A 23145-nucleotide genomic window follows, 5' to 3' on the forward strand; every position below is an offset into this window, starting at 1 on the left:
CCATGCTGTGATGACCCGCCCCGCCGTCGCCGACAACCACCTCACCCTGGTCGTGGCCGCCTTCAACGAGGCGGACAGTCTGCCGCTGCTGCAACCGCGCCTGATCAAGGCGCTGCACGCCGTATCGAACGACCACGGTATCCGCGGGGGCATCCTTTACGTTGACGATGGCAGCAGCGACGGGACCTGGGCGGTGATGCAGGAACTGGCGGCGCTCGACGACCGCGTCTCGCTGTTGCGACTATCGCGCAATTTCGGCAAGGAGCTGGCGCTGACCGCAGGTCTGGACCGCGTGGTCCGTGGGGCGGCCCTGATCCTCGATGCCGACGGCCAGGACCCACCGGAACTGGCGTCGCAGTTCGTCGCCCTCTGGCTGGAAGGCTATGACGACGTCCATGGCACGCGTCTGGTTCGGGAGGGCGAGGGCTGGTTGAAGCGAGCCACGGCCCACACTTTCTATCGGGTGATGGGGCGCCTGTCCAAAACACCCGTGCCGGCAGACACCGGAGACTTCCGCCTGCTGTCACCGCGCGCGCTGGAAGCACTCGGGCAAATGCGCGAACGCCACCGCTTCATGAAAGGCCTGTTTGGCTGGGTGGGGTTCAACCGCATCGCGCTGCCGTATCACCGGGGGCCGCGTGCGGCGGGGCAGACCAAGTTCAATTTCTGGCGTCTGTGGAATCTCGCGCTGGAAGGCATCACCAGTTTTTCCACGGCGCCCCTGCGGCTGGCGACCTACCTCGGCCTGGCGACGGCGTTGCTGGCGTTCGGCTATGGGTCATGGGTGATCGGCAAAGCCCTGCTGTGGGGGGACGCGGTGCAGGGCTGGCCGACCATGATGGCGGTGATCCTGTTCCTCGGCGGCGTACAGTTGATCGCGCTGGGACTGATCGGGGAATACCTCGGCCGCCTGTATGAGGAGTCCAAGCAGCGGCCCCTCTATCTGGTGGATGCCTGGCGGCCGGCGGCGGGGGTATGCTCGGATCAGGCACCCGATATCAAAGGAGAGCGCCATGCGCAACGTGAGGCATCTGCTGGAAGCCAAATCCCCTGAGATTTATTCGATCACTCCCGACGCGCCGATGATCGATGCGATCCGGCTGATGGCCGAGAAGCGGATCGGGGCGCTGCTGGTCATCAAGGATGGCCAGCTGGTCGGGATCATTTCGGAGCGGGACTACGCCCGCAAGATCATTCTGCAGGGACGCTCTTCGAAGACTACCGCTGTCTCCGAGGTGATGACCGCCGACCCGCGCACCGTCGGTCTGGAGGATTCCGCGGAACACTGCATGGCACTGGTGACCGATCAACGCATCCGCCACCTGCCCGTCGTGGTCAACGGCAAGGTGCTGGGGGTGGTGTCGATCGGCGACCTGGTGAAGGCCGTGATCGAGGACCAGCAACAGGAGCTGGTGCAGATGCAGCGCTACATCGAAAGCTGATATGTGCCGCCGGCTGTCGCGTTTGGGCGGCCGTGCCTACTTGGCGTACTGACCGCCGCACCCCGCGTTTTCACCCGGGCCGAGCTCAAGGGTGGCCAGCAATGCCGCCGGCGGCGCGATGCTACCCAGCGCCAGCGCGATGGCGCCGCGCAAGCCCACGCTTTTGAGGTCCGGCCGCACGCTGGGGTGCTTGAAGCTGCCGTCCACCAGCAACGGCGAGCGGAAGGCGAGGATGCTGCGATCCTTGGGTCGCGGCCGGATGACCAGATCCAGCTGCTCGTTTTTCAGGTCGATGGTGCCCTCGCCGATGAGGATCGTGTCGGTGGTGTCAAAGGCGAACGCACCGGCGGTCATGGTGCCGTCGGTGACCTTGAACTCGCCGAACGCGCAGCGGATCGGGATCAGCCGATCGCCGGTCAGCTTGAACTTGATGATCTCGGCGATGTCGATGCCGGCCATTTCCATGAGCATGTTGCTGATGTGGCCGCTTCCCATGCCGATGTCGACCTGACCGTCGCTGCTGCCCAGCATCGCGGCGATCGAGTTGCCATGACCTGCCAGATCGACGTGGCCGGAGACCTTGCCGATGGCGTTCTGCAATGACTCCACCTTGGGCAGCAACCTGGAGAGGTCGAGCCCTCGCACTTGCATGTTTGCACGCGTCCGGATGTCCGACTCGCGTGCGTTCATCCGCACCGTTGAGTGGATTTTTCCGCCCGCCACGCCGAAATCGAGTGGGTCGAGCACGAGCAGTCCGGATTCCAGGGACAGGTGCGTGTCCATGTTGTCCAGCGGCAGCGAGGGTGCATTGATCCGATCGGCCTTGAGGCTCACATCGGCGTCCATCGACCGCATCTTCTCCAATTTGTAGGGAGTGTCGGGCAGCACGCGCTGGCTGGCTTTCATCGCGGCGGCTTTCGCCGTCAGTTCCGGGTTGCTGGTTTCTCCGGGACCGGTTTGCGGTGCACCGCCAATGAGGCCGGCGAGGTCATCGAAGTCCAGCCGTTTGGAATGGAGGTCTGCCGACAAGCGCGGGGGATCGCCGCCGGTGGTGAAGGCTGCGCTGCCGGCAAGATCGCTGTCGCCCACCGTTCCGCTGAACTTGTCGTAGTGCCACGTGGTGTTGGAGCCTTGGATGTCGCGGGTCAGGCGACCCTCCAGCGTGTACGGTGGGGTCGGTGGCAAGGCGACCCCGATCAGCGGATACAGGTCGTCCAGGTTCTTGCCTGCCAGGTTCAGCTGCAGATCGAAATCGCGCATGCGCAGGGGGTCGAGCAGCGTTCCGCGCGCATGGGCCTTGGTGGCGCCTGCCTGTGCGCGTGCGTCGATCTGGTAGGGCGAATCGATGTCGCGCAGCTCCAGCGGTGACTCCGCCGTGCCTTCCACGGTGAACTCGTTGCCCCGCCACTGGCCGCCGCCTTTCACTTTGATGGGAGGGGCGTTGCCGGCCTCCGTGGCCGCCGCGCTGGTCACGTCCACCTTGATGTCGGTTTTGTCCGCCGCGTCGAGAAACACCAGCTCGCCCCGGGAGATCCAAACGCGGCGAAACTCGAGTTTGCTGTCACCGCCGCCGCTGTTGCGCAGCTGCCAGTTGCCGCCGCCTTCGGGATTGGCTTCCAGGGATACATGCGGTTGCGCCAGGCGCAGGTGGGGAATGCGCACCTTGCCGCGCAGCAGGCGTAGCAGGTCGATCGAGAGCTCCAGCTGCTTCGCACTGGCCATCTCCGGATCACGCGCCCATCGGGCGTTGGCGAAGTGCACGTCATCGGCGCGGATGGTCGGTGTCCAGCCAAGATCCACGTCCAGATCGCCATTGATCCGGAACGCGCGCCCGGTACGGTTCTCAACCTGGCGTTCGACAGGTCCCTTGAACCAGTTCCAGTCCCACAACGCCACCAGAACGATCAGGCCCAGCACAACCACCGCGAGCGCCGTCCACCATGGGTGGCGTCCGGGCTGCTGCCACCACTCGGTCGACCCTGGCGCACCGTTGGGAGCGGAGCCGGAATCGGGCGGGTTGGCGTGACGTGACTCGGGCATGGAGAAGGTCGGATGGCGTTGAATAGCCCAACCATCCGCACCCCTGGGTAAAACGCCGGTGAATTGACCCCGCCCCGGTTCAGCCAGTGCGTTGCACTCAGCGCCCTCGCACCGGTGCGATCAGGTGTGGGCCTGCTCGCGGGTGGCCAGGAACTCCACGTCCGGGGCGCGCTCCTGAGCCAGTTGCAGGTTGACCCGGGTGGGCGCGAGGTAGACCAGCTGATCGGCGGCGTCGAGCGCGAGATGGCTGGCGTTCTTGTCGCGGAACTCCTCCAGCTTGCGTTCGCTGGCGCAGCGGATCCAGCGTGTCGTGGAGATGCTCACCGGCTCGAAAATCGCATCGACGCCGTATTCGGCCTTCAGCCGGTAGGCGACCACCTCGAACTGCAGTACGCCGACCGCGCCCAGGATCAGGTCGTTGCTCATCAGCGGGCGGAAGAACTGGGTCGCGCCTTCTTCGCTGAGCTGGGCCAACCCTTTCTGCAGTTGCTTGAGCTTGAGCGGATCGCGCAGACGCGCGCGCCGGAACAGCTCGGGAGCAAAGTTGGGAATGCCGGTGAAGGTGAGCGACTCGCCTTCGGTGAAGCTGTCGCCGATGGATACCGTGCCGTGGTTGTGGATGCCCAGCACGTCGCCTGAGTAGGCCGTCTCGGCGATTTCGCGGTCGCTGGCCATGAACGTCAACGCGTTGGCCAGCTTGAGCTCCTTGCCGGTGCGTACATGGAAGGCCTTCATGCCGGCGGTGAACTTGCCCGAGCACACGCGCATGAACGCCACGCGGTCGCGGTGCTGCGGGTCCATGTTGGCCTGGATCTTGAACACGAAGCCGGTCAGCTTGTCCTCCGTCGGATCCACGTCGCGCGTGGTGGTCGCGCGCGGCTGCGGTGCCGGCGCGTTCTTGACGAAGAAGTCCAGCAGCAGCTGGACGCCGAAGTTGTTGACCGCCGAGCCAAAGAACACGGGCGTCTGCTCGCCGGAGAGGTATTTCTCGAGATCGAACGGATGGCTGGCGCCCTGCACCAGCTCCAGCTCGTCGCGCAGTTCCGCCAACACCGCGGTACCGATGCGCTGCTCGAAGGTCGGATCATCGATCGACTTGAAGATGGTCGAATCCTGGCGGGTGAAATTGCGACCGGGTTCATACAGGTGCACCTCGCCGGTCAGCAGGTGGACGACGCCTTTCAGGCGCTTGCCCATGCCGATCGGCCATGTGACCGGCGCGCACTGAATGTCCAGAACGCTCTCAACCTCATCCAGCAGCTCGATCGGGTCCTTGCCCTCGCGGTCGAGCTTGTTGATGAAGGTCATGATCGGCGTGTTGCGCAGCCGGCAGACCTCCATCAGCTTGATCGTGCGCTCCTCCACGCCCTTGGCCACGTCGATCACCATCAAGGCCGAGTCGACCGCGGTCAGCACCCGGTAGGTGTCCTCGCCGAAGTCGGCGTGGCCGGGGGTGTCGAGCAGATTGACGATGCGCCCGTCGTACGGGAACTGCATCACCGAGCTGGTCACCGAGATGCCGCGCTCCTGTTCCAGCTTCATCCAGTCCGAGGTGGCGTGGCGGGCGGCCTTGCGGCCTTTCACCGAGCCGGCCATCTGGATCGCGCCGCCGAACAGCAACAGCTTTTCGGTCAGCGTGGTCTTGCCGGCATCGGGGTGCGAAATGATCGCGAAGGTGCGGCGGCGCAGCGCCTGCTTGGATACGTCGGATTTGGATGCGTCGGACATGGACTTGGCGCGCACGGGCGCGCCGACAGAGCGGAAAGCCGGCAATTATAGGTCACGGGGCTGCGCTGCCAGCAGTCGGTAGCCATCCTGCTCCAGTCAGCTGCTTGTGACCTGAGTTTCCGGCTGCCGTCGATGCCAATCTCATCTTGTTGTTTATAAAAACGCCCCGCACAAGGCGGGGCGCTCCGGGCGTTTCGCAGATTCGCCTTTCAGCGGTTTTCCTCAGCTCGCGGTCAAGACCCGGTTCATCCGCTGCACAAACGCGGCGGGGTCGGGCAGCGGAGCGCCGGCGGCGATCTCGGCCTGTTCCAGCAGCAGCGTCGCAAGATCAGCGGCCTTGGCGTCGTCCGTTTCCGCCTCGACGCGTTTCAACAGCGCGTGCTCCGGGTTGATCTCCAGGGTCGGCTTGCTCTCGGGCATCTGCTGGCCGGCTTCACGCAGCATCCGGGCGAAGTGCGGGGCCATGTCGAAGTCCGCAAGCGCCAGACAGGACGGCGAGTCGGTCAGACGTGCCGACACGCGGACGTCGCTGACGCGATCGCCCAGCAGGGTCTTCAGACGCGTGACCAGCGGCTCGGCCGCCTTGGCGGCTTCTTCCTGCTTGGCCTTGTCGGCCTCGTCCAGCGGCAGTTCGCCCTTGGCGACGTTCTGCAGCTTCTTGCCATCGTATTCGTTGAGCGAACCCAGCATCCATTCGTCGATGCGGTCGGACATCAAAAGCACTTCGATGTCCTTGGCCTTGAAAGCCTCCAGTTGCGGGCTGCCGAATGCGGCCGCGTGACTCTCAGCGGTGATGTACCAGATGGTGTCCTGGCCGGTCGCCATGCGGGCGATGTAGTCGTCCAGGGATACGACCTGCTTGCCGGCCTCGCCCTTGGTGGAGGCAAAGCGCAGCAATTTGGCGATGCGCTCGCGGTTGGCGTGGTCCTCGCCGATGCCTTCCTTGAGGGTGTTGCCAAACGCCTTGTAGAAGGTGGCGAACTTTTCCGGTTCGTCGCGGGCGAGGGTCTCGATCAGGTCGAGCACGCGCTTCACGCAGGCCGACTTGATCCGGTCCAACTGGCGGTTCTGCTGCAGGATCTCGCGGCTGACGTTGAGCGGGAGGTCGTCGGCATCGATCACGCCACGCACGAAGCGCAGGTAGTTGGGCAGCAGTTCCTCGGCGGCGTCCATGACGAATACGCGCTTGATGTAGAGCTTCAGACCCTTGCGCTCATCGCGTCCGCCCATCATCAAGTCGAACGGCGGCTGCGAGGGCAGGTAGAGCAGGGTGGTGAAGCTCTGGCTGCCTTCCACGCGGTTGTGGGTCCAGGCCAGCGCGTCGTTGAAGTCGTGGCCGAGCGACTTGTAGAAGCTCTGGTAGTCCTCGTCGCTGATCTCGTTCCTGGGCTTGGTCCAAAGCGCGGAGGCGGCGTTGATGGTTTCCCATTCGGGCGCTGCGTCATCGCTCTTGTTGGCTTCGTCCGAGTCGTCATCGCCAGCGACGGCGGCCGGTTTCTGCATCCGGATCGGGAAGGCAACATGGTCCGAATAGCGGTTGATCAGCGAGCGCAGCTTCCAGTCGGCGAGAAATTCGTCCTCATCGGCTTTCAGGTGCAGGGTCACCGCGGTGCCACGCTCGGGCAGCTCGACCGTCTCCAGGGTGTATTCCCCCTTTCCGTCGCTCTCCCACTTCACGCCCTCGCTGGCCGGTGCGCCGGCCCGGCGGCTGAGGACAGTCACCTTGTCGGCGACCACATAGGCGGAATAGAAGCCCACGCCGAACTGACCGATCAGTCGTGCATCGGCCTTCTGCTCGCTGCCCATGGCTTCCAGGAACCGGCGCGTGCCCGAGCTGGCGATGGTGCCGATGTTGGCCACGATCTCATCGCGGCTCATGCCGATACCGTTGTCGGCGATGGTGATGGTGCGGGCGTCCTTGTCCCAGGTGATGTCGATGTGCAGGTCGCCGTCACCGATTCCCAGTTCCGGATTGGCGATCGCCTCGAAGCGCAACTTGTCGCAGGCGTCGGAGGCGTTGGAGATCAGCTCGCGCAGGAAGATTTCCTTGTGCGAGTAGAGCGAGTGCGTCACCAGGTGCAGGACCTGGGCGACTTCGGCTTCGAATTTTCGGGTTTCTGTCGTAGTGCTCATGCGTGGCTGTCCCTTGGCGCAATAACGATTGACTGCCTCTCCAACTGGGGCGGCGCGCGCCGTAAATCAAGCCCGTCGCATTGTTCCCCGCATGCTTATGACGATGGCAAAGCGGGATGAAGCCAATTTGAGCAGAGCGTATCGTGTGCGCTCACCCCTGCTGCCACGCAAACCACAGGGCGTCGATGAATCTCCGCCACCGTGATGGATGTCTGACCGGTCGACGACCCCACCGTGATGGTCGGGTCATGGCATGACGCTTCCCGCCCACCGGTCCCGTGCTAGGCGGATTGCACTCGGTCTGCTGCTGTTTGCCGCAACCGCGTGGGGCGCACTTGCGCTTTGGTATCCGTGGCACCTGGCTCCGGCGATGCGCGGCCTGCTGGTCGCCGCCTGGGCGACACTCGGTCTGGCCACACTTTCCGTAACGTGTCGTCCTGCAGCGTGGACCCGCGGCGCCGCCCGGACGCTGCTGGCCGTGTTCGCGGCCGGTTTCGCCCTGCTGCTGGGAAGCTGGCTCTCATTGGCTCCGCAACAGGACCGCGACTGGGCCGATGACGTGTCCCGATTGCTGGCCTCGGAGGTGGTCGGAGACCGGGTAACGCTGCACAACGTACGCAACTTCGAATGGCGCACCCAGAGCGATTACACCCCGCGCTGGGAGACCCGCGGATACGACCTGTCGCAGCTGGTGTCCGCCGACATGGTGATGTCCTACTGGATGGGGCCGCCGATCGCGCACACACTGGTGTCGTTCGGCTTTGAGGACGGAAGCCGGGTGGTGTTCTCGCTGGAGATCCGCAAGGAGCGCGACGAGTCGTTCTCGGCGCTGGGCGGGTTCTTCCGCAAGTTCGAGCAAGTGATCGTGGCAGCCGACGAGCGCGATATCGTCCGTGTGCGCAGCAACGTCCGCGGCGAGGATGTGTACCTCTACCGCCTTGATATCCCTCCGGCACAATTGCGGCAGGTGTTTCGCGGGTACCTGCAACAGGCCGCCGGGTTGCAGCGCAGGCCCGCGTTCTACAACACGCTGACCAGCAACTGCACCACGATCGTGTTCGACCTCGCCCGGCAGATCGCTCCGGGCTTGCCGCTGGACTACCGGTTGCTGCTGTCGGGCTATTTTGACGGCTATGCCTACGACCACAACGCACTGGTGCCAGGCCATACCATGCAGACGTTGAAGACGCGCGGACGCATTACCGAGCGCGCACGCGCCGCTGACGACGCAGCGGATTTCTCCATTCGTATCCGCGAGGGCATACCCGGCATGGACGATGCGGGCGATTCGGAGCGTGCCCCGTGAGCGATTCGACCCCACTCAACTGGAAGGGTCGCACCGCGCAGGTGATCGTTGCCGTCGCACTGGTGCTGTCGATCGGCGGTTGCGCGATGGTCAAGGTCACCTCGCTGGGGCCGCGCGACTACATCGCCATGAAGCGTGGCGACATTCTCAGCTCCGGAAAACTCGGCGATGTCAGCCAGGAAACCCTGCGCGTGGCAGGGATCGAGCCGGATGAGTGCGCCAAGGACGTACCGGAGTGCGCGCAGCGGCTTGAGCAGATAAAAGGCCTGGAGGATGAGCGCCGGATCTCGGCCTTGGCGGAGATCTGGACCCAACGCGCGATCGGGCTGACGCCCAAGGATCCCCAGGTCATTGACGAGGCCGCGTTGATGGCCTGGCTGGAGGCGGCACGCAATGCCTACGCCTACCTGTTCTTCACCGAGCGCAGCCCGGGCGAGCGTGTGTTCGAGGATCGCCAGACGCAGGTCCGCGACTACTACAACTACGCCGTGCAGCAGATCGTCACGCAGCTGTTTGCGCGCTGGAAGGCGGATGGCGGCGTCACATTCGGACCGCAGGTGGCCGCCACGGTGGGCGAGTGGCGGATCGAGATGGACGACGAAGGCCTGCGGCTGCCCGGCCACACCACTCAGGTTGAGGCCATGGTGCCGGCGTCCACTTTGCGTTTTGCCGGACTGCGCAGCACCTACCGGCGCGACGGCTTCGGGGCCGAGATGGTCGCCGAAGTCCCGGCGCAAGTGCTGGGTGATGTGGTTGCGCCGATGGCTGTATCTGCCGGATCGGAGGGGGGAACACAGGGCATCCGCCCGTCTGGACATCCGCGCCAAGCGCCGGGGTTCAGCGAGATGCCGTTCGCGCCGGTGTCGGTGCTGGTGCGCTTTGCGGGGGAGGATCTGGAGCAGGTGCTGCACACGCATCGCGCCGTGGTCGAGCCGCACGATCCCTTCCGGGTGACCGGGATCGACATTGGTGGCCAGACGATCCCGCTGGCGGCGAATTTCACTGCCGGCTACGGCCTGTGGCTGGCGCGCTCCGGCTTCGCCGACCAGGCGCTGCGATCGATGCTGGGGCGCGAGCGCGGCATCGATCGCCCGCACCTCTACCTCATGCAGCCCTACGATCCTCAGCGTCGGATCGTGCTGATGCTGCACGGGCTGGGCAGCAGCCCGGAGGCGTGGGTCAACGTGGCCAACGAGCTGACCGGCGATCAGCTACTGCGCGAGCAGTATCAGATCTGGCAGGTCTATTACCCGACCAACATGCCGATCGTCTGGAACCAGGCGCAGATCCGCAAGCTGGTCACCGACACGCTCGCCCAATTCGATCCGGACGGACACGCACCGGCGTCGCAGCACATGGTGCTGGTCGGCCACAGCATGGGCGGCGTCATTGCCCGACTGCTGGTCTCCACCAGCGGCGACCATCTGTCTGACACATTGCTGGACAAGCGCCGACTCGAGGGCGAGCGCGGCGCACGCCTGCGTCAACGCTTGCAGGCGATGCTGCATTTTGAGCCGTTGCCCAACGTCGACCGGGCGATCTTCATTGCCGCCCCGCATCGTGGAACTCCGGTTGCCAGTGGCCGCATCGGACGCTTGATCGGGCGTCTGGTCCGGTTGCCGGTTACCTTGCTGGAGCAGTTTGGCGAGGTGCTGCAGGATCTGGCGGAAGGGCAGGGCGAAGATGCGAGCGTCGCCCGGAACATCCCCAACAGCATCGACAACCTGCGCGATACCGATCCCTTCGTTCGTGCGGCCGCGGATCTGCCGATCTCACCACGGGTCCGGTACCACACCATCGTCGGGCAGGACGACATGAGCCTGCCTTTGATCGAATCAAGCGATGGCGTGGTGCCTTACCGCAGCGCGCATCTTGCGGGCGCGGAGTCCGAGAAGGTGGTCCCGTCCTGGCACAGCGTGCAGGAGACACCGCAGGCGATCCTGGAGATCCGGCGCATCCTCCATGAGGAGGCTCTCGAGAAACACTGAGGCGATGGGCGCGACCCATGGGCAGCGCCGGTCAGTCCGCGCAGGTACCGAAGATCTTGTCGCCCGCATCCCCCAACCCCGGCAGGATGTAGCCGCGCTGGTTGAGGCGGTCGTCGATCGATGCGGTGTAGATCTCAAGGTCAGGGTGTGCGGCTTCGGCCGCCCGCAGTCCCTCCGGTGCCGCGACCAGGAACAGCCCCTTGATGCGGGTGGCACCGGCAGCCTTGAGCATGTCCACCGTCGCGATGAGGGTGCCGCCGGTGGCCAGCATCGGATCAAGGATCAACGCGGTACGGTCGTGCATGTTGCCGACCAGCTTCTCGTAATAGGCCACCGCGCCGAGTGTCTCTTCGTCGCGCGCCATGCCGACCACGCTGACCTTCGCGGCGGGGATCAGTTCGAGCACGCCCGGCAGCATGCCGATACCGGCACGCAGGATGGGCACCAGGGTGATCTTGCGGCCCTTGATACGCCGCACCGTGAGCGATGTTCCGGCCCAGCCGTCAATCTCGACCGCCTCGGTCTCCAGGTCCGCCGTTGCCTCATAGGTCAGCAGGGTCGCAACTTCCGAGGACAGCTCGCGGAAGGACTTGGTGCTGTTGTCGGCGCGGCGCATCAACCCGAGCTTGTGCTGCACCAGCGGATGGCGGACTTCAACAATCTTCATGTACGGACCAGTGGCGGGATTGTTGCAAGTGTGGCCCAAACCACGAAGGGCCATCCAGGACTGGCGAGCCATGCCGCGCGGTCCAAGGCGACCGAGGCAGGCGGGACCGCCTGGCGCGCGCAGAAAAACGCCCGGGTTTGCCCGGGCGTCTGGTGGTTCGTCAAGCGGCCCGCTTCGTGCGGGGCGCCAATGTGCTATCTGACCTTCTTGTAAACAGTCATGCCGAGCAGGAACAAAACAACCGCAATCACGATGGCGGCGATGAACAGGAACTTGGCGATGCCCATGGCAGCGCCGGCCATGCCGCCGAAGCCGAGCACGCCTGCAATGAGGCCGATGACGGCGAAAATGATGGCCCACTTGATCATTGGATGGTCTCCTTGTCGTCGAGCGATTCCGGTGAATCGGCCGTCGTGGCCGGTACCGTCGCTCCTGGAACCAACGCTACCCATCCCGATGTGCGATGCAGGTGAACAGCGGGACGCCATCATCCGGCCCTGCGTTACAAAGCGCGCGCTTGGCTGCCGGCGCCAACCGCTTGATGGCCCACTCGGCGCGACTGGCGCTGCTGCGGTCAGGGCACGGGAACTGCGCGAGCAGTCGGACGGGTGGGTTCGATCGCGTGTAGCGCGCGCCCTTTCCCGCGACGTGTTGCGCATAGCGGCGCGGGATATCGGTCGTGATACCCGTGTACACGCTGCCGTTGCGGCACTCCAGCAGATAGACATACCAGGCCATGGCACCAGTGTAGCGGCGCGGCCGGAGAACGAATGTTCATCCGCGGTTGAGGCGATCGCTGCCCTGCAGCCCTAGACTGATGGCTCATAAGCCCTGCGGTCCCCTACATGCACTCGCCCTGGCGAATCGCTGCCTTCTGCCTCGTGCTGATCCTTTCTGCCTGCAAACCACAGCCGGCTGGGGTAAGTACAAGTGGCGACGTCATCCAGACGCGGGTGGACTCGCGCGGTGGGGCGGTATCGGACGCCGAGGTCGTCGCAAGCGAGCCATACGCCACGGCCACCATCGACCGCTCGACGGTCGACTGGCAGCCCGTGGCGCTTGAAGGCGGGCAGGCCTGGATCAGTTGCGACCACGAGTACGCCAATGGCGAAGGTGTGCAGCTGTCCTCGCCGGGTTATACCGAGATCCGCGCAGCGCTGGAACCGTGTGGTGCGGGTGGCCTGATGCGCCTTCGCTACGAGGGCAAGATCTCGGCCGAGTTCACCGCCCTTATCGAGCGCACCGTCGAGGTGGCCAACACGCTGGGAATCCACAAGCGGATCCTCGATATCGACTCCACCGGCGGTCAGATCGAGGAGGCGATCCGCTCCGGCGACATGATCGGCGCCTCGCAATGGACGATCTGGGTACGCGAGGGCGCGGTTTGCCACAGCTCCTGCGTGCTGATCCTCGCTGCCGGTGACATGCGCCTGATTGCCGGCAAGGTCGGCATCCACCGGATGATCCGGATCAGCTCCAAGGCCACCTCCCGGGCCGAGCTGCAGGAGGAGCTTCAGGCCGTCCATGCCGACGTGCGCGAGTACCTGCAGCGCAACGGCGTGGCTTTCGCCGTCGCCGACCTTATGATGACGGTGCCCAACCGCAGCCTGCGCCTGCTCACTGCCCAGGAGATGGACCTGTACGGGCTGGAAGGGCGCAACGCGGCGGAGGACGACCTCCAGCGCATCGAGTTGACCCGGCGCTGCGGCGCAGATTTTGTTCAGCGAAAGGACGCCTTCTTCCGCGCATTTGACCGCGAGTGCCAGACACCCGGCGAAGAGGTCGGCACGATGGGCGAGTGCGGGCTCAAGTTGCGCGAGCGCTTCGGTTTCCCCGACGCGCAGTGCCCGCTGCAGAGCCCGATGTCGGAATTTGATTCCGCGGTCAATGTACCGCTGCGCGGTCGCAGCGATACCTCGCACAGCTGAACGCGCGTGCCCGGTCTGGGCGCGATTGCTGATTGCCCACGTCTTCTTAATGCCGCGGCGAGCATGGTCGTGATCAAAGGTGCCGCCGGCGCTGGTGAAAAAGGAGGTCTGTCATGACAGGCAAGAATGTCGGAGATGATCTTAAGTCCATGGCCCAGGACGTGGCCGAACTGGGCGCGGGTTACATGCGCATCGGTCGCCGCTGGCTGGAAATGCAGAGAAACCAGGTGGTGGCCGCCTCGGCCGACATGGGCGAACGCGAAGGTGCGCCTACCGCCGGTGATCCGCGTGGCCGTGGGCCGCATGGTCGTCGCCACCGCTGGGAGGGAAGGGCGGGCGCTGGTCCAGACAGTTTTCTCGACGAAACGGGTGACGCCGGCTACGCCGCGCCGGGAAGGACCCAGTCGCCGTTCCGGGACACGGGCGCCGGCGAGGAGTCGGATTACCTTCCGCCGGGCAACCAGACCTTCGGCCGTTCGAGCTATCGCGGTGTTGGCCCGAAAAACTACACCCGTTCGGACCAGCGGATCACCGAGGATCTGTGCGAAAGCCTGACGCGCTGCAGGCATGTCGATCCCAGCGACGTCTCGGTCAACGTCTCCGGCGGCGTGGTCACCTTGACCGGCACGGTTCGCGAGCGATGGATGAAGCACCGGATCGAAGATATGGCGGCGGAATGCGAGGGAGTGCGCAACGTAGAGAACAAGATCCATGTCCCCTTGGCGGAACGGCCTACGGAGGGTGTCTCCGCGGGTGACACCACGCTGCCCGATCCGGAGGCCTGAGGTCTGACGCCTGAGGCATCTCCAGCGGATAACTGAAATCGGGGCGTCGGGCTCCGATGCGCTCACACTCCTGCGGCTACGACGCGAACCTCGACCCCGTCCAGACTGACCATCTGGCCGGGTCGGATCTTGCAGGTCTTGCGTAGCTCGGTTTTGCCGTCCACGGAAACTACGCCACTGGCGACGATCTGTTTGCCGATGCCGCCGCTGTCGCAGACGCCAACCAGCTTCAACAGCTGGTTGAGCTCCACGTACTCGTGGCCGTCCTCCAGTTCGAACTCCAGTGATTGCATCGCGCCAGACCATTGCGGGGGCGCTCAGGGTCGCAGCGGCTTGCCGGGGACGCAAGTCGAATGCCGCTGCCGCAGGACATGCAAAAACGCGGATGCGGGCGTGCAACCTGCGATCATGGCGCAATGACCAGCACCGACTCGCACAACTCCTTCGCAACGCTCAATCTCTCCGCCTCACTTTTGCAAGGCGCCGAGGCACTGGGCTACACCCAGCTCACTCCCGTACAGGCCCAGGCCTTGCCGGCAATACTGGAGGGGCGTGACGTCATTGCCCAAGCGCCGACCGGCAGCGGCAAGACCGCCGCGTTCGGGCTGGGTGTCCTCAGCCGGGTCGATGCCGGTCGAATCCAGACCCAGGCGCTGGTGCTCTGTCCGACCCGCGAGCTCGCCGACCAGGTGGGCAGGCAACTGCGGAAGCTGGCGCTGGGCATTCCAAACCTGAAGCTGTCGGTGCTGTGCGGTGGCATGCCGCTGGCGCCGCAACTGGCGTCGCTGGCCACGCACGATCCCCAGGTGGTGGTCGGCACTCCGGGCCGGATCCAGGAGCTGCTGCGCAAGAAGGCGCTGCACCTGCGCGGAGTCCACACGCTGGTGCTGGATGAGGCGGACCGCATGCTGGATATGGGCTTCGAGGACCAGATACGCGAAATCGTCGGCAAGCTTCCCGCGGATCGGCAGGGCCTGATGTTCTCGGCGACGTTTCCTGAGGGGATTCGCGCGCTGGCCGGGGCGATGCTTCGCAATCCGGTCCAGGTGACTGTCGAATCGTCGGAAAGCCCGACCCGCATCCGCCAGTTGTTCTACGAAGTCGAGCCGGGACGCAAGACGCCGCTGTTGGCGGCGCTGCTGCTGCAGTTCCGTCCGGAGTCGTGCGTGGTGTTCTGCAACATGCGCCGTGACACCGAGGAGGTCGTCGAATCGCTCGCCCATTACGGTTTCACGGCACTTGCACTGCACGGCGACATGGAGCAGCGCGACCGCGACGAGATCCTGCTGCGCTTCGCCAATCGCAGCTGCAGCGTCCTGGTCGCCAGTGATGTGGCCGCGCGTGGGCTGGATGTCGAGGATCTGGCCGCGGTCGTCAATTACGAGCTGCCGACCGACGCGGACACCTACGTGCACCGGATCGGGCGGACCGGCCGCGCGGGCCGCGAAGGACTGGCGCTGAGCCTTTGTGCGCCGGCCGAGGTGTCGCGTGCGGAGATGATTGCCCTGCATACCGGCACGCCGCTGGAGTGGGTGCGCGCAACGCCGCTTGCGGGCAAGGCCACCGGTGTCGTCCCCGCGGCGATGGTCACCTTGCGCATCGACGGCGGCAAGACCGACAAGCTGCGTCCGGGCGATATCGTCGGCGCGCTGACCGGGGATGCTGGTCTGCCGGCCTCGGCAATCGGCAAGATCGACGTGTTCGCGAGACGCTCCTACGTTGCCGTCGCGCGAGGCAAAGCCGACGCTGCGCTCGCGCGGTTGCGCGAAGGCAAGATCAAGAACCGGCGCTTCCGTATCCAGCGCATCTGACTGGCCGGTTACTCGACGACGGTCTTCGACTCCGCGGTCGCGAGCATCTCCGGGTGTCCACCGCGACGCGGCTTGCCCAGCAGCGGGTAGATGAAGACCGCGACCAGGATGATCGCCACGCCGAGGTAGAACTGCAGGCTCAACTCGTGCTGCTCGCCCAGCAGCACGATGGCGAGCGCAATGGCGTAGACCGGTTCCAGGTTCACTGCCAGCTGCGCCGAGAACGCGCTCATGTGGCGCAGGGCCGCCAGCGACAGGGCGAACGGCAACAGCGTGCAGCCCAAGGCCAGCACCAGCAACCAGCCGATGTCGCGCGCGCCGGGCAGCGTCAGCAGGTCGGTATTGCCGAGCACCGGCAGGACGTAGGGAAGCACGGGCGCCAGCAATGTCAGGGCCAGGGTTCCCGCACCCAGTTCCAGCGCGGTCACCGTCAGCGGATCGGCGTGCTCGACCAGACGCTTGTTCAGCGAACCAAACAGCGCCACCAGCAGCGCAGATACGGCACCCACAACAATGCCGATGCGCATGCCGTCTGGCACTCCGCCAACGACCAGCGCCACTCCGGGGAGAACGGCCACGCCGAGCATGAAGTCGCGCCGCGAGAATCGGCTGCGCGCCAGCCACGGCTCCACCAGCGCGGTGAACACGGTGGCCAGTGCGATGCAGGTCGCGCCGATGGAGGCGTTGGACAGTTTGATCGCGGCGTAGAAGGTCAGCCAGTGCAGTGCCACTAGCACGCCGATGCCGGCGTAGGCCCAGAGCAATCGTGCGGGCATTGCACGCAGTCCGCGCCAGACCCGGGGCACCAGCGCCAGCGCTGCGGTCACCATCAACATCCGCCACCACACCAGCGGCAGCGCAGCCAGGGTGATCACCTTGCCGAGGATGGCCGTGAATCCCCACAACACCACGCAAAAATGGATCTGCACAAAGGCTTTGTTGGTCGGGGTCATCGCGTTCGGCCGTATCAGCCGTGCATTGTGCGCAATGGAGCTCCGCAAAGGCGAGTGTTATCTCCTTGCGGAGCGCTCATTGACGATGGGCACGGATGGTCAGGGCAGGCCCCGCGCCTAGTGGGCGTTGCGGGCGGCGTCCTCGCTGGACGCAGGACTCGATTGCCACGGGTCATAGCTGGCGAACCACCACATGTGGCCCTCGATATCGAGGCAACCGTAGCCACGGCCACCGTATTCCTGGTCGGCGATATCACGGATGATTTCGGCACCTGCCGCGACCGCGCGGGCGTAATGGGCATCCGGGTCGGGCACGATCACGCAGGTGGTCTGCGTCTCGCGGCCGTTGATCTGGTCGGGTTGGACGATGCGACGCTGCCACCGGTCGGGAACCTTTTCCGGCACCAGTTCATCTCTGGCCGAGCCCAGCATCACCATGCCGCCTTCCAGGACGAGCTGCGCATGGTGGACGATGCGCTCGTCGGCGTGGACGGTCAGGCGCTCGAAGCCGAACGCTTCACACAGCCAGTCGATAGCGACGTGGGCGTTGCGGTACTGCAGGCACGGGATGATCGTGCTGTTGGGCATGGGGCTACTCCCGGACGTCGGACTCGTCGTCTTCGAATTCCGCGAGGACGTCCAGCTTGAATGCGAGGGCTTCGACTGTTTCACGCACGCGCTCGGCGGCGGCATCGTCGGGGGCCTCGACCTCGATGACGTGCATGCCCGGACCGTTGTCTTCATACAGGCCGGCGGAGCTGGAATCGGGGTCGTCCATATGCGGCATGAGGTCGACGATTTCCTCGACCCGCTCGATACCGGGAAGGCTGGTCAACAGGTCGCGGATGGCCCGACTGGCATCGTCACTGCCGGTAATCCGGATGCGTAGCTGTGGCATGGAATGAACCTTGTGGGGAAGGTGGGCTCAGGCTAGGCAGCGCGCGCGCAAAAGCACGTGACGGAGCGGCGCCACCTGCGTTTGCCATTCATCCGATGCCGAAGCCGTGCAGACGCGGCGGCACGCTCAGCGCGTGGGTGTATCGCGTACGGGCAGGGGGATATTGCACAGATCGATGTGACCGGCGCTGGACTTGTACCAGTCATCGCGCCGGTTGCGGCGCGCTTCGGTCACCGCCGCAAACGTGGGGCTGTCGGTCCGCAGCAACTGCAGGCGCTCGCGCTGCGCGGGTGGTACTTCGCTCGCCAGTAGGACTGCCTTGATCGGCGTGCGATCCGCGGCGTCCTCGTAGACCCCCATCGGCTCGGGGCCGCGCGGCGTAGCCGACAGCAACTCCATGCCACGTACGACCCGGCCGACCAGGGTGATGTTGCGATCCAGCTGTCGCGGCGACTGGCCAATGACGACGTACAGCTCGGCGCCGTTGCTGGAATCGGCGGCCGTGTCCCGCCCCGCACCGAGCGTGCCGTAGCAGTGCGTCATCCAGGCTTTACCGCTGGCGGGGTCCTGCGCTGCAGGGAAGCCGTCGACAAACCCGACGTGTGGGGCCCAGCCATCGGGGTCGGGGAGTTGGGTGAACGACAACCCGGCGGCGGCTCGTTCAAACTCCGCCGGAAGCTGCGTGCGCGCACGCCCCAGCGAACGTGCCCCAGCTTCCCCGGCTTCCGGGTCGCCAAACTGGACGACGAAATTGTCCTGTGCGCGGTAGATGCTCAGACCGTCCCAGAAGTGATCGCGGGCGAGGGCGCGGATGTTGGCCACGTGCTCGGGAGCGAAGCCCGGAGCCAGTTCGATCACCACGCGTCCGCCGGCCAGATCCATGTACAGGGTGTCGGCGGGATCCGGCGTGCGCCAGTCCGCGTCCGGGGAGGCGGCGAGAATTTCGCTGACCGATAGGGCCTTTACCGGCGCCTCGGAGGTGGCTGGGTTGGGCGAATCTGCCGCGCGGGCCGACGGCAAAGCCAGCGAGACGCTCAGCAAGGCGCAGGACAGCAACTTGGTCGACAGCAGGCGCGGGGTTGGCAAGGGCGGCTCCAGCTCGGCAAGCGTTCGGAAGGTCGCCCGATTCTGGGGGAAGCCCGATGCAACCGCCAATGCCGCGTCGCCGGCTTCGCCCCTTGCCTCAGTCGGCGTACCTGGCGATGAAGTCGCGCAGCTGCGGATACACCTGCCCGCGCCAGCGGCGACCGCTGAAGATGCCGTAGTGGCCGGCGCCCTCGATGGTGGTGTGGAGGTGGTCGGCTTCGGCAATGCCGGTGCACAGATCATGCGCCGCACGGGTCTGGCCCGGCCCGGAAATATCGTCCAGCTCACCCTCGATGGTCATCAGCGCCGTGCCGGTGATGGCGGCCGGATTGACGCGCTCGCCAGCGACGTCCCACAGGCCACGCGGCAACAGATGGTCCTGGAACACGGTCTTGATCGTGTCCAGATAGTAGGCGGCCGGCATGTCGAGTACTGCGTTGTAGTCGTCGTAGAACGTGCGGTGCGACTGGGCGTCGTCCAGGTCGCCGTTGAGCACGTCCTGGTAGAACTTCATGTGCGACTGCGCGTGGCGCTCGGGATTCATGGCCATGAATCCGCTGTGCTGGAGAAAGCCCGGATACACCTTGCGGCCGCGGCCGGGGTAGTTGTGCGGCACCTCATGAATCAGGTTTTCGCTGAACCACGAAAGCGGCTTGTGCGTGGCCAGGTCATTGACCTGGGTGGGGCTTTCGCGGGTGTCGATCGGCCCGCCCATCATCACCATCGAGCGCGGGGTCTGCTCACCGCGCGAGGCCATCAGCGAAACCGCCGCGAGTACCGGGACCGTCGGCTGGCAAACGCTGACCACGTGCAGGTTGTCGGCGCCGATGAAACGGATGAACTCCTGGATGTAGGCGATGTAGTCGTCCAGGGTGAACTCGCCCTCGCTGACCGGGATCATGCGCGCGTCGGTCCAGTCGGTGATGTACACCTTGTGGTCGCGCAGCATCGTGCGCACCGTGTCGCGCAGCAAGGTGCTGTGGTGACCCGACAGCGGGGCGACTACGAGGACCGGCGGCTGGCCGCGCATTTCGGTGAGGTTGCCGGCGTCGTCGGTGTAGCGCTTGAAGCGCAGCAACCGGCAGAACGGCTTGTGCACCATCTCGCGCTCGATCACCGGATGGTCTACGCCATCAAACTCGATGGAATGGATGCCGAACTCGGGTTTCTCGTAGTCCTTGCCGATGCGGTACATCAGCTCGCAGGCGGCCGCGAACTGGTCGGCGCCGGGCAGCTTGCCGAGCCAGGTGTTGGAGCCGCCAAAAATTTTCGCGGCCGCGTCAGCCCAATAGGTCATCGGCGCCATCCACGCGCGGTTGAACTCGTGCATCTGGTAAAGCAGCATGTGAAGCCTTGGCAGAAAATTGGTGCGTCGCAGCGTAACGGAAACGCCGCATCGCTACGTGAATCAATGTCGCGGTGCGCTCAGTCGACCGCCTCCAGCGCAGCCAATCCGGCCCTCAGCCCGGGTCCCAGCCACAGGTGGGATCCCAGCGGATGCAGGCCGATGCGGGCGAAGCGGTCCCGGTAGAACCTGGCCGGGCGGGCCTGGAAGCCGACTGTATCCCCATCGATGCCGTCGCTGCGGGTGAAGGTCTCCAGGAACGCGACCCCTCCGCAGAGGTCCGCCAGCGCCGGCAGCCCGCGGTCCAGCTCACGCGTGGGCAGATAGTGCAGCACGTCGCTGCAGACCAGAAGGTCCACGGGGCCGCACGGTCGCAGGTACTCGAAATCGCCAAAACGCGCCAGGTGCAGGTTGCGACGTGCGCCGAAGCGGGTAACAGCGTATTCGCTGCTGTCAAAACCCAGGTAGTCGATCTTCGGTCGCAGCTTCATCAGCGGGGCACGCCACGCTCCCTCGCCGCAACCGATGTCGAGCACGCTGCGGATCGGCCGCTCGAGGTGGTATTCAGCGGTCGCCACCGCAAGGGCGACCTTGCGCGCCAGTCTCGCCGGGCCACCGATCGCCGCGCCACGCATCGCCGGGTCGCGGTACCACTGGTCAAAATAGGCCTGGTCGTATTGTTTGGTCATGGTGATCGCTGCAGGGGAGTAGGGGCGCACGGGTGGCGCGCGGCGTGCCATCCTAGCGCGCGAACCCGTCAGCCAAGGATCCGCCTGCCGCATGAACGCCTATATCTGGACCAAGACCTTCCATCTCGTTTTCGTGATTGCCTGGATGGCGGCGGTGTTCTACCTGCCGCGGATCCTGGTCAACCTGGCCGAGGCCGGCGAAGAGCCGGCGGTGCGTGCGCGTCTGGGGCTGATGGGCCAGCGCCTGTACCGGTTCGGACACATCATGTTCGGCTTGTCCCTGGTGCTGGGCATCGTGCTGTGGCTGGGCTACCGGTTCCTGCCGGACTACCCGACCATGGTGGCGTCGGGAACCGGCTGGCTGCACGCCAAGCTGCTGCTGGTGGCCGTGTTGTTTGCCTATTACATCTTCAGCGGGCGCTGGCTGAAGGGCGTGCTGGCAGGGCGGTCGCTGCCCTCGTCCAAGGCGCTGCGCTGGTTCAACGAAATTCCCGTGCTGGGGCTGGTGGTGATCGTCTGGCTGGTCCTGGCAAAGCCTTTCTAAGCGCGGCTCAGCCGTCCGCGCTGGCCTTGAACCGGTCCTGCACCGGCAACGTCACCGGCACGCCGTCGTCATTACAGGCCCCCGCCGCGCACACCGCTGCACGCAGGTAGGGCGTGGACTGCAGCATGAAATGGAAGATCGCGTTCTGCTCGACGCTGCCCCGCACCGCGGCGCTGCCCGGGCCGCGTGCCCAAATGCCCACGTCGTCGCCGCCGTGCGACTCCGCGGTCGCGGGGACCAGCGCTTCCTGCATGTAATCCGGTGCCATGGTGTCCACCAAGCTCAGGTCGGGGCGCCCTCCGGCCGGCTGGTAGTCCTTGGTGTTGTGCGGAAAGTTCTTCGGGCCTGCGGGCTGGGTATCGCTGGCACCCGTGTAGCCCGGGCCATTGGCGTAGCTCAGCGTGGTGTAGGGCATGTCACGGGCGTCACGCGCCAGCACGCGCTTGCCGTTCTTGTCCTCGCGGACCTTGTCCAGGATCGGGTTGCCGCGGGCCGGGTAGCCGACAAAGCTGAGCGTGTGCGCATGGTCGGCCGTGACCAGGATCAGGGTGTCGTCGGCGGAGGTGAGCCGGTCGGCGACCTCCACCGCCTCGGCCATCGCGATGGTGTCGGTCAGCGCGCGGTAGGCGTTGCCCTCGTGGTGGGCGTGGTCGATGCGCCCGCCTTCCACCAGCAGTACGAAGCCGTTCGGATTACGGGACAGGCGGGTGATCGCGGCTGCGGTCATCTCCGACAGGCTGGGTTCGCCCGCCGGGTCGCCGGGGCGGTCGTGCTCGTATTGCATGTGGCTGGGCTCAAACAGGCCCAGCAGCGGTTTGTGGGTCGGCGCGGCGGCAAACTGCTCCGCGTTCCAGACGTAACTGCCATCCGGGCGGCGCTGCTTCCAACTGGCGATCAGGTCCCGGCCGTCGACGCGTCGGCCTGACTCCTCCGGATATTCGGGATCGCTCTGCGTGGAGGGCATGAAGTTGGTCCTGCCACCGCCCATCAATACGTCCGGGCCGTTGCCGTAGGGGGATTCGATCAACTGGCGGGCAATGTCGACGCACCCTGCGGCCAGCGCCTCGGCAGGCATGGCCGAATCCGACTCCCACCCACGATTGGCGGAGTGGCTGAAGGTGGCTGCGGGTGTGGCGTGGGTTACACGCGTGGTGGTGACCACCCCGGTCGCCATCCCGCTGCCCGCCGCGAGCTGCCACAGGGTGATCATCGGGGCATCGAGGGCGCCCTTGCAGTCGCCGTAGTCCGCGGACTGGCCGATGCTGATCACTCCTGCACGGGTCTTGACCCCGGTCGCCATCGCGCTCATCGTGCCGGCGGAGTCGGGGGTCTGCATATCGGTGTTGTAGGTCCGGCTCAAAGCGGTGGCCGGGAAGTGTTCCCAGCTCAGGCGGTTGTCCTCGCCCGCGCCGCCCTTGCGCTGGCCATCCAGGATCCGTGCGGCCGCGACCGTGGGCAGGCTCATGCCGTCGCCGACGAACAGGATCACGTTCTTCGCCTGACCGCCCATCGCGCCGCGCTCGGCAGCCTGAGCGGCGCCGTCGCGGAACCACCACTGCGCGCTCTCTTCCTGCGGCCGTTGGATCGTCGGCACCGTCACCGTCACCGCATGGGTTGCGGCATGCGTCAGTCCCGGTGCGCCCGGCGGCGGCGTGGTCGCGCACGCGGCAACCAGAAGGGCCGGGGCGATGAGGAGGCAGGCGGTTCGCAGCGGGACGTTGTTGTGCATGGAGTGGTGACCGGGAGTTTCGGAACGCTCCATTATGGCCGCAACTGTTGCGCGAGCCGTGCCGGTACGTCTT

General features: G+C 65.6%; 22 protein-coding genes. 8 read left to right on the plus strand and 14 right to left on the minus strand.

The features are described from left to right. Positions 1 to 10: 10 nt before the first annotated feature. Together KZ491_RS00505 and KZ491_RS00510 are read left to right on the plus strand one after the other, a co-directional pair. Positions 11 to 1054, plus strand: coding sequence for a glycosyltransferase family 2 protein (locus KZ491_RS00505; RefSeq protein ID WP_222563934.1), 1044 nt, complete (start codon positions 11 to 13; stop codon positions 1052 to 1054). Beyond that, on the plus strand, positions 1014 to 1442 hold the full coding sequence (locus KZ491_RS00510) for a CBS domain-containing protein (RefSeq protein WP_222563935.1): 429 nt from the start codon (positions 1014 to 1016) through the stop codon (positions 1440 to 1442). Before KZ491_RS00505 ends, KZ491_RS00510 begins: the two co-directional genes overlap by 41 nt. Positions 1443 to 1478: 36 nt before the next feature. On the opposite strand, the gene KZ491_RS00515 is transcribed toward KZ491_RS00510, so the two are convergent. The 3 genes from KZ491_RS00515 to htpG all read right to left on the minus strand — a co-directional run bounded on the left by KZ491_RS00515 (position 1479) and on the right by htpG (position 7343). Next, entirely contained in the window at positions 1479 to 3482 is a 2004-nt protein-coding gene (locus KZ491_RS00515; protein WP_222563936.1) for an AsmA family protein, read from the minus strand. Positions 3483 to 3602: 120 nt separating this feature from the next. Beyond that, entirely contained in the window at positions 3603 to 5210 is a 1608-nt protein-coding gene (locus tag KZ491_RS00520; protein WP_222563937.1) for a peptide chain release factor 3, read from the minus strand. Between the two features lie 222 nt (positions 5211 to 5432). After that, positions 5433 to 7343, minus strand: a complete 1911-nt coding sequence (gene htpG / locus KZ491_RS00525; RefSeq protein WP_222563938.1) for a molecular chaperone HtpG — start codon at positions 7341 to 7343, stop codon at positions 5433 to 5435. A 253-nt stretch (positions 7344 to 7596) separates the two neighbouring features. Between htpG and KZ491_RS00530 the strand changes: the two genes are divergently transcribed. Together KZ491_RS00530 and KZ491_RS00535 are read left to right on the plus strand one after the other, a co-directional pair. Next, positions 7597 to 8649 (plus strand): Lnb N-terminal periplasmic domain-containing protein, encoded by a 1053-nt coding sequence (locus tag KZ491_RS00530; protein ID WP_222563939.1) that lies wholly within the window; start codon positions 7597 to 7599, stop codon positions 8647 to 8649. An 86-nt stretch (positions 8650 to 8735) separates the two neighbouring features. Then, a complete protein-coding gene (locus KZ491_RS00535; RefSeq protein WP_222564666.1) occupies positions 8736 to 10637 on the plus strand; it encodes an esterase/lipase family protein in 1902 nt (633 codons plus the stop codon). 31 nt (positions 10638 to 10668) lie between these two features. Here the strand turns inward: KZ491_RS00535 and upp are convergent, their stop codons facing one another. The 3 genes from upp to KZ491_RS00550 form a co-directional block, all read right to left on the minus strand. Next, the gene (gene upp / locus KZ491_RS00540) at positions 10669 to 11304 is read right to left on the minus strand and encodes a uracil phosphoribosyltransferase (protein WP_222563940.1); all 636 of its coding nucleotides are present in this window, start codon (positions 11302 to 11304) and stop codon (positions 10669 to 10671) included. Positions 11305 to 11498: 194 nt separating this feature from the next. Next, positions 11499 to 11672, minus strand: a complete 174-nt coding sequence (locus KZ491_RS00545; RefSeq protein WP_043957803.1) for a DUF1328 domain-containing protein — start codon at positions 11670 to 11672, stop codon at positions 11499 to 11501. Positions 11673 to 11748: 76 nt separating this feature from the next. Continuing rightward, a complete protein-coding gene (locus KZ491_RS00550; protein WP_222563941.1) occupies positions 11749 to 12042 on the minus strand; it encodes a GIY-YIG nuclease family protein in 294 nt (97 codons plus the stop codon). A gap of 107 nt (positions 12043 to 12149) precedes the next feature. Between KZ491_RS00550 and KZ491_RS00555 the strand changes: the two genes are divergently transcribed. Continuing rightward, positions 12150 to 13232: a COG3904 family protein gene (locus KZ491_RS00555; RefSeq protein WP_222563942.1), complete on the plus strand. Its 1083-nt coding sequence runs from the start codon at positions 12150 to 12152 to the stop codon at positions 13230 to 13232. A 113-nt stretch (positions 13233 to 13345) separates the two neighbouring features. Next, a complete protein-coding gene (locus KZ491_RS00560) occupies positions 13346 to 14017 on the plus strand; it encodes a BON domain-containing protein (RefSeq protein WP_222563943.1) in 672 nt (223 codons plus the stop codon). Positions 14018 to 14079: 62 nt separating this feature from the next. On the opposite strand, the gene KZ491_RS00565 is transcribed toward KZ491_RS00560, so the two are convergent. Then, the gene (locus tag KZ491_RS00565) at positions 14080 to 14310 is read right to left on the minus strand and encodes an RNA-binding S4 domain-containing protein (RefSeq protein WP_222563944.1); all 231 of its coding nucleotides are present in this window, start codon (positions 14308 to 14310) and stop codon (positions 14080 to 14082) included. Between the two features lie 123 nt (positions 14311 to 14433). On the opposite strand from KZ491_RS00565, the gene dbpA reads away from it, so the two are divergent. Next, positions 14434 to 15828 carry an ATP-dependent RNA helicase DbpA gene (gene dbpA, locus KZ491_RS00570; RefSeq protein WP_222563945.1) on the plus strand — a complete coding sequence of 465 codons (1395 nt, stop codon included), beginning with the start codon at positions 14434 to 14436 and terminating at the stop codon, positions 15826 to 15828. Between the two features lie 8 nt (positions 15829 to 15836). On the opposite strand, the gene KZ491_RS00575 is transcribed toward dbpA, so the two are convergent. The 6 genes from KZ491_RS00575 to KZ491_RS00600 all read right to left on the minus strand — a co-directional run bounded on the left by KZ491_RS00575 (position 15837) and on the right by KZ491_RS00600 (position 20799). After that, positions 15837 to 16781 (minus strand): DMT family transporter, encoded by a 945-nt coding sequence (locus tag KZ491_RS00575; RefSeq protein WP_222563946.1) that lies wholly within the window; start codon positions 16779 to 16781, stop codon positions 15837 to 15839. Positions 16782 to 16898: 117 nt separating this feature from the next. After that, positions 16899 to 17369 carry a VOC family protein gene (locus KZ491_RS00580; protein ID WP_222563947.1) on the minus strand — a complete coding sequence of 157 codons (471 nt, stop codon included), beginning with the start codon at positions 17367 to 17369 and terminating at the stop codon, positions 16899 to 16901. Between the two features lie 4 nt (positions 17370 to 17373). Beyond that, the gene (locus tag KZ491_RS00585) at positions 17374 to 17679 is read right to left on the minus strand and encodes a hypothetical protein (RefSeq protein ID WP_222563948.1); all 306 of its coding nucleotides are present in this window, start codon (positions 17677 to 17679) and stop codon (positions 17374 to 17376) included. A 126-nt stretch (positions 17680 to 17805) separates the two neighbouring features. After that, entirely contained in the window at positions 17806 to 18765 is a 960-nt protein-coding gene (locus KZ491_RS00590; RefSeq protein WP_222563949.1) for a peptidylprolyl isomerase, read from the minus strand. Positions 18766 to 18862: 97 nt separating this feature from the next. Continuing rightward, the gene (locus tag KZ491_RS00595) at positions 18863 to 20107 is read right to left on the minus strand and encodes a polyhydroxyalkanoate depolymerase (protein WP_222564667.1); all 1245 of its coding nucleotides are present in this window, start codon (positions 20105 to 20107) and stop codon (positions 18863 to 18865) included. 83 nt (positions 20108 to 20190) lie between these two features. After that, positions 20191 to 20799, minus strand: a complete 609-nt coding sequence (locus KZ491_RS00600) for a class I SAM-dependent DNA methyltransferase (RefSeq protein ID WP_222563950.1) — start codon at positions 20797 to 20799, stop codon at positions 20191 to 20193. Positions 20800 to 20890: 91 nt separating this feature from the next. Between KZ491_RS00600 and KZ491_RS00605 the strand changes: the two genes are divergently transcribed. Next, positions 20891 to 21343, plus strand: a complete 453-nt coding sequence (locus KZ491_RS00605) for a CopD family protein (protein ID WP_222563951.1) — start codon at positions 20891 to 20893, stop codon at positions 21341 to 21343. A 7-nt stretch (positions 21344 to 21350) separates the two neighbouring features. Here KZ491_RS00605 and KZ491_RS00610 read toward each other — a convergent pair whose 3' ends face one another. After that, positions 21351 to 23072, minus strand: coding sequence for an alkaline phosphatase (locus KZ491_RS00610; RefSeq protein ID WP_222563952.1), 1722 nt, complete (start codon positions 23070 to 23072; stop codon positions 21351 to 21353). Positions 23073 to 23145: the final 73 nt, after the last annotated feature.

Origin of the sequence: Novilysobacter antarcticus (genome assembly GCF_019802285.1) — a bacterium.
Classification (GTDB): domain Bacteria; phylum Pseudomonadota; class Gammaproteobacteria; order Xanthomonadales; family Xanthomonadaceae; genus Novilysobacter; species Novilysobacter antarcticus.

Excerpts from the sequence above, each read along its gene's own strand:
- KZ491_RS00610 (WP_222563952.1), bottom strand. The coding sequence starts at position 23,072 with ATGCACAACAACGTCCCGCTGCGAACCGCCTGCCTCCTCATCGCCCCG.
- KZ491_RS00520 (WP_222563937.1), bottom strand. The coding sequence starts at position 5,210 with ATGTCCGACGCATCCAAATCCGACGTATCCAAGCAGGCGCTGCGCCGC.
- upp (WP_222563940.1), bottom strand. The coding sequence starts at position 11,304 with ATGAAGATTGTTGAAGTCCGCCATCCGCTGGTGCAGCACAAGCTCGGG.
- KZ491_RS00560 (WP_222563943.1), top strand. The coding sequence starts at position 13,346 with ATGACAGGCAAGAATGTCGGAGATGATCTTAAGTCCATGGCCCAGGAC.
- KZ491_RS00575 (WP_222563946.1), bottom strand. The coding sequence starts at position 16,781 with ATGACCCCGACCAACAAAGCCTTTGTGCAGATCCATTTTTGCGTGGTG.
- KZ491_RS00600 (WP_222563950.1), bottom strand. The coding sequence starts at position 20,799 with ATGACCAAACAATACGACCAGGCCTATTTTGACCAGTGGTACCGCGAC.
- KZ491_RS00515 (WP_222563936.1), bottom strand. The coding sequence starts at position 3,482 with ATGCCCGAGTCACGTCACGCCAACCCGCCCGATTCCGGCTCCGCTCCC.
- KZ491_RS00530 (WP_222563939.1), top strand. The coding sequence starts at position 7,597 with ATGACGCTTCCCGCCCACCGGTCCCGTGCTAGGCGGATTGCACTCGGT.
- dbpA (WP_222563945.1), top strand. The coding sequence starts at position 14,434 with ATGACCAGCACCGACTCGCACAACTCCTTCGCAACGCTCAATCTCTCC.
- KZ491_RS00580 (WP_222563947.1), bottom strand. The coding sequence starts at position 17,369 with ATGCCCAACAGCACGATCATCCCGTGCCTGCAGTACCGCAACGCCCAC.
- KZ491_RS00555 (WP_222563942.1), top strand. The coding sequence starts at position 12,150 with ATGCACTCGCCCTGGCGAATCGCTGCCTTCTGCCTCGTGCTGATCCTT.
- KZ491_RS00585 (WP_222563948.1), bottom strand. The coding sequence starts at position 17,679 with ATGCCACAGCTACGCATCCGGATTACCGGCAGTGACGATGCCAGTCGG.
- KZ491_RS00550 (WP_222563941.1), bottom strand. The coding sequence starts at position 12,042 with ATGGCCTGGTATGTCTATCTGCTGGAGTGCCGCAACGGCAGCGTGTAC.
- htpG (WP_222563938.1), bottom strand. The coding sequence starts at position 7,343 with ATGAGCACTACGACAGAAACCCGAAAATTCGAAGCCGAAGTCGCCCAG.
- KZ491_RS00510 (WP_222563935.1), top strand. The coding sequence starts at position 1,014 with ATGCGCAACGTGAGGCATCTGCTGGAAGCCAAATCCCCTGAGATTTAT.
- KZ491_RS00605 (WP_222563951.1), top strand. The coding sequence starts at position 20,891 with ATGAACGCCTATATCTGGACCAAGACCTTCCATCTCGTTTTCGTGATT.
- KZ491_RS00565 (WP_222563944.1), bottom strand. The coding sequence starts at position 14,310 with ATGCAATCACTGGAGTTCGAACTGGAGGACGGCCACGAGTACGTGGAG.
- KZ491_RS00505 (WP_222563934.1), top strand. The coding sequence starts at position 11 with ATGACCCGCCCCGCCGTCGCCGACAACCACCTCACCCTGGTCGTGGCC.
- KZ491_RS00535 (WP_222564666.1), top strand. The coding sequence starts at position 8,736 with ATGGTCAAGGTCACCTCGCTGGGGCCGCGCGACTACATCGCCATGAAG.
- KZ491_RS00545 (WP_043957803.1), bottom strand. The coding sequence starts at position 11,672 with ATGATCAAGTGGGCCATCATTTTCGCCGTCATCGGCCTCATTGCAGGC.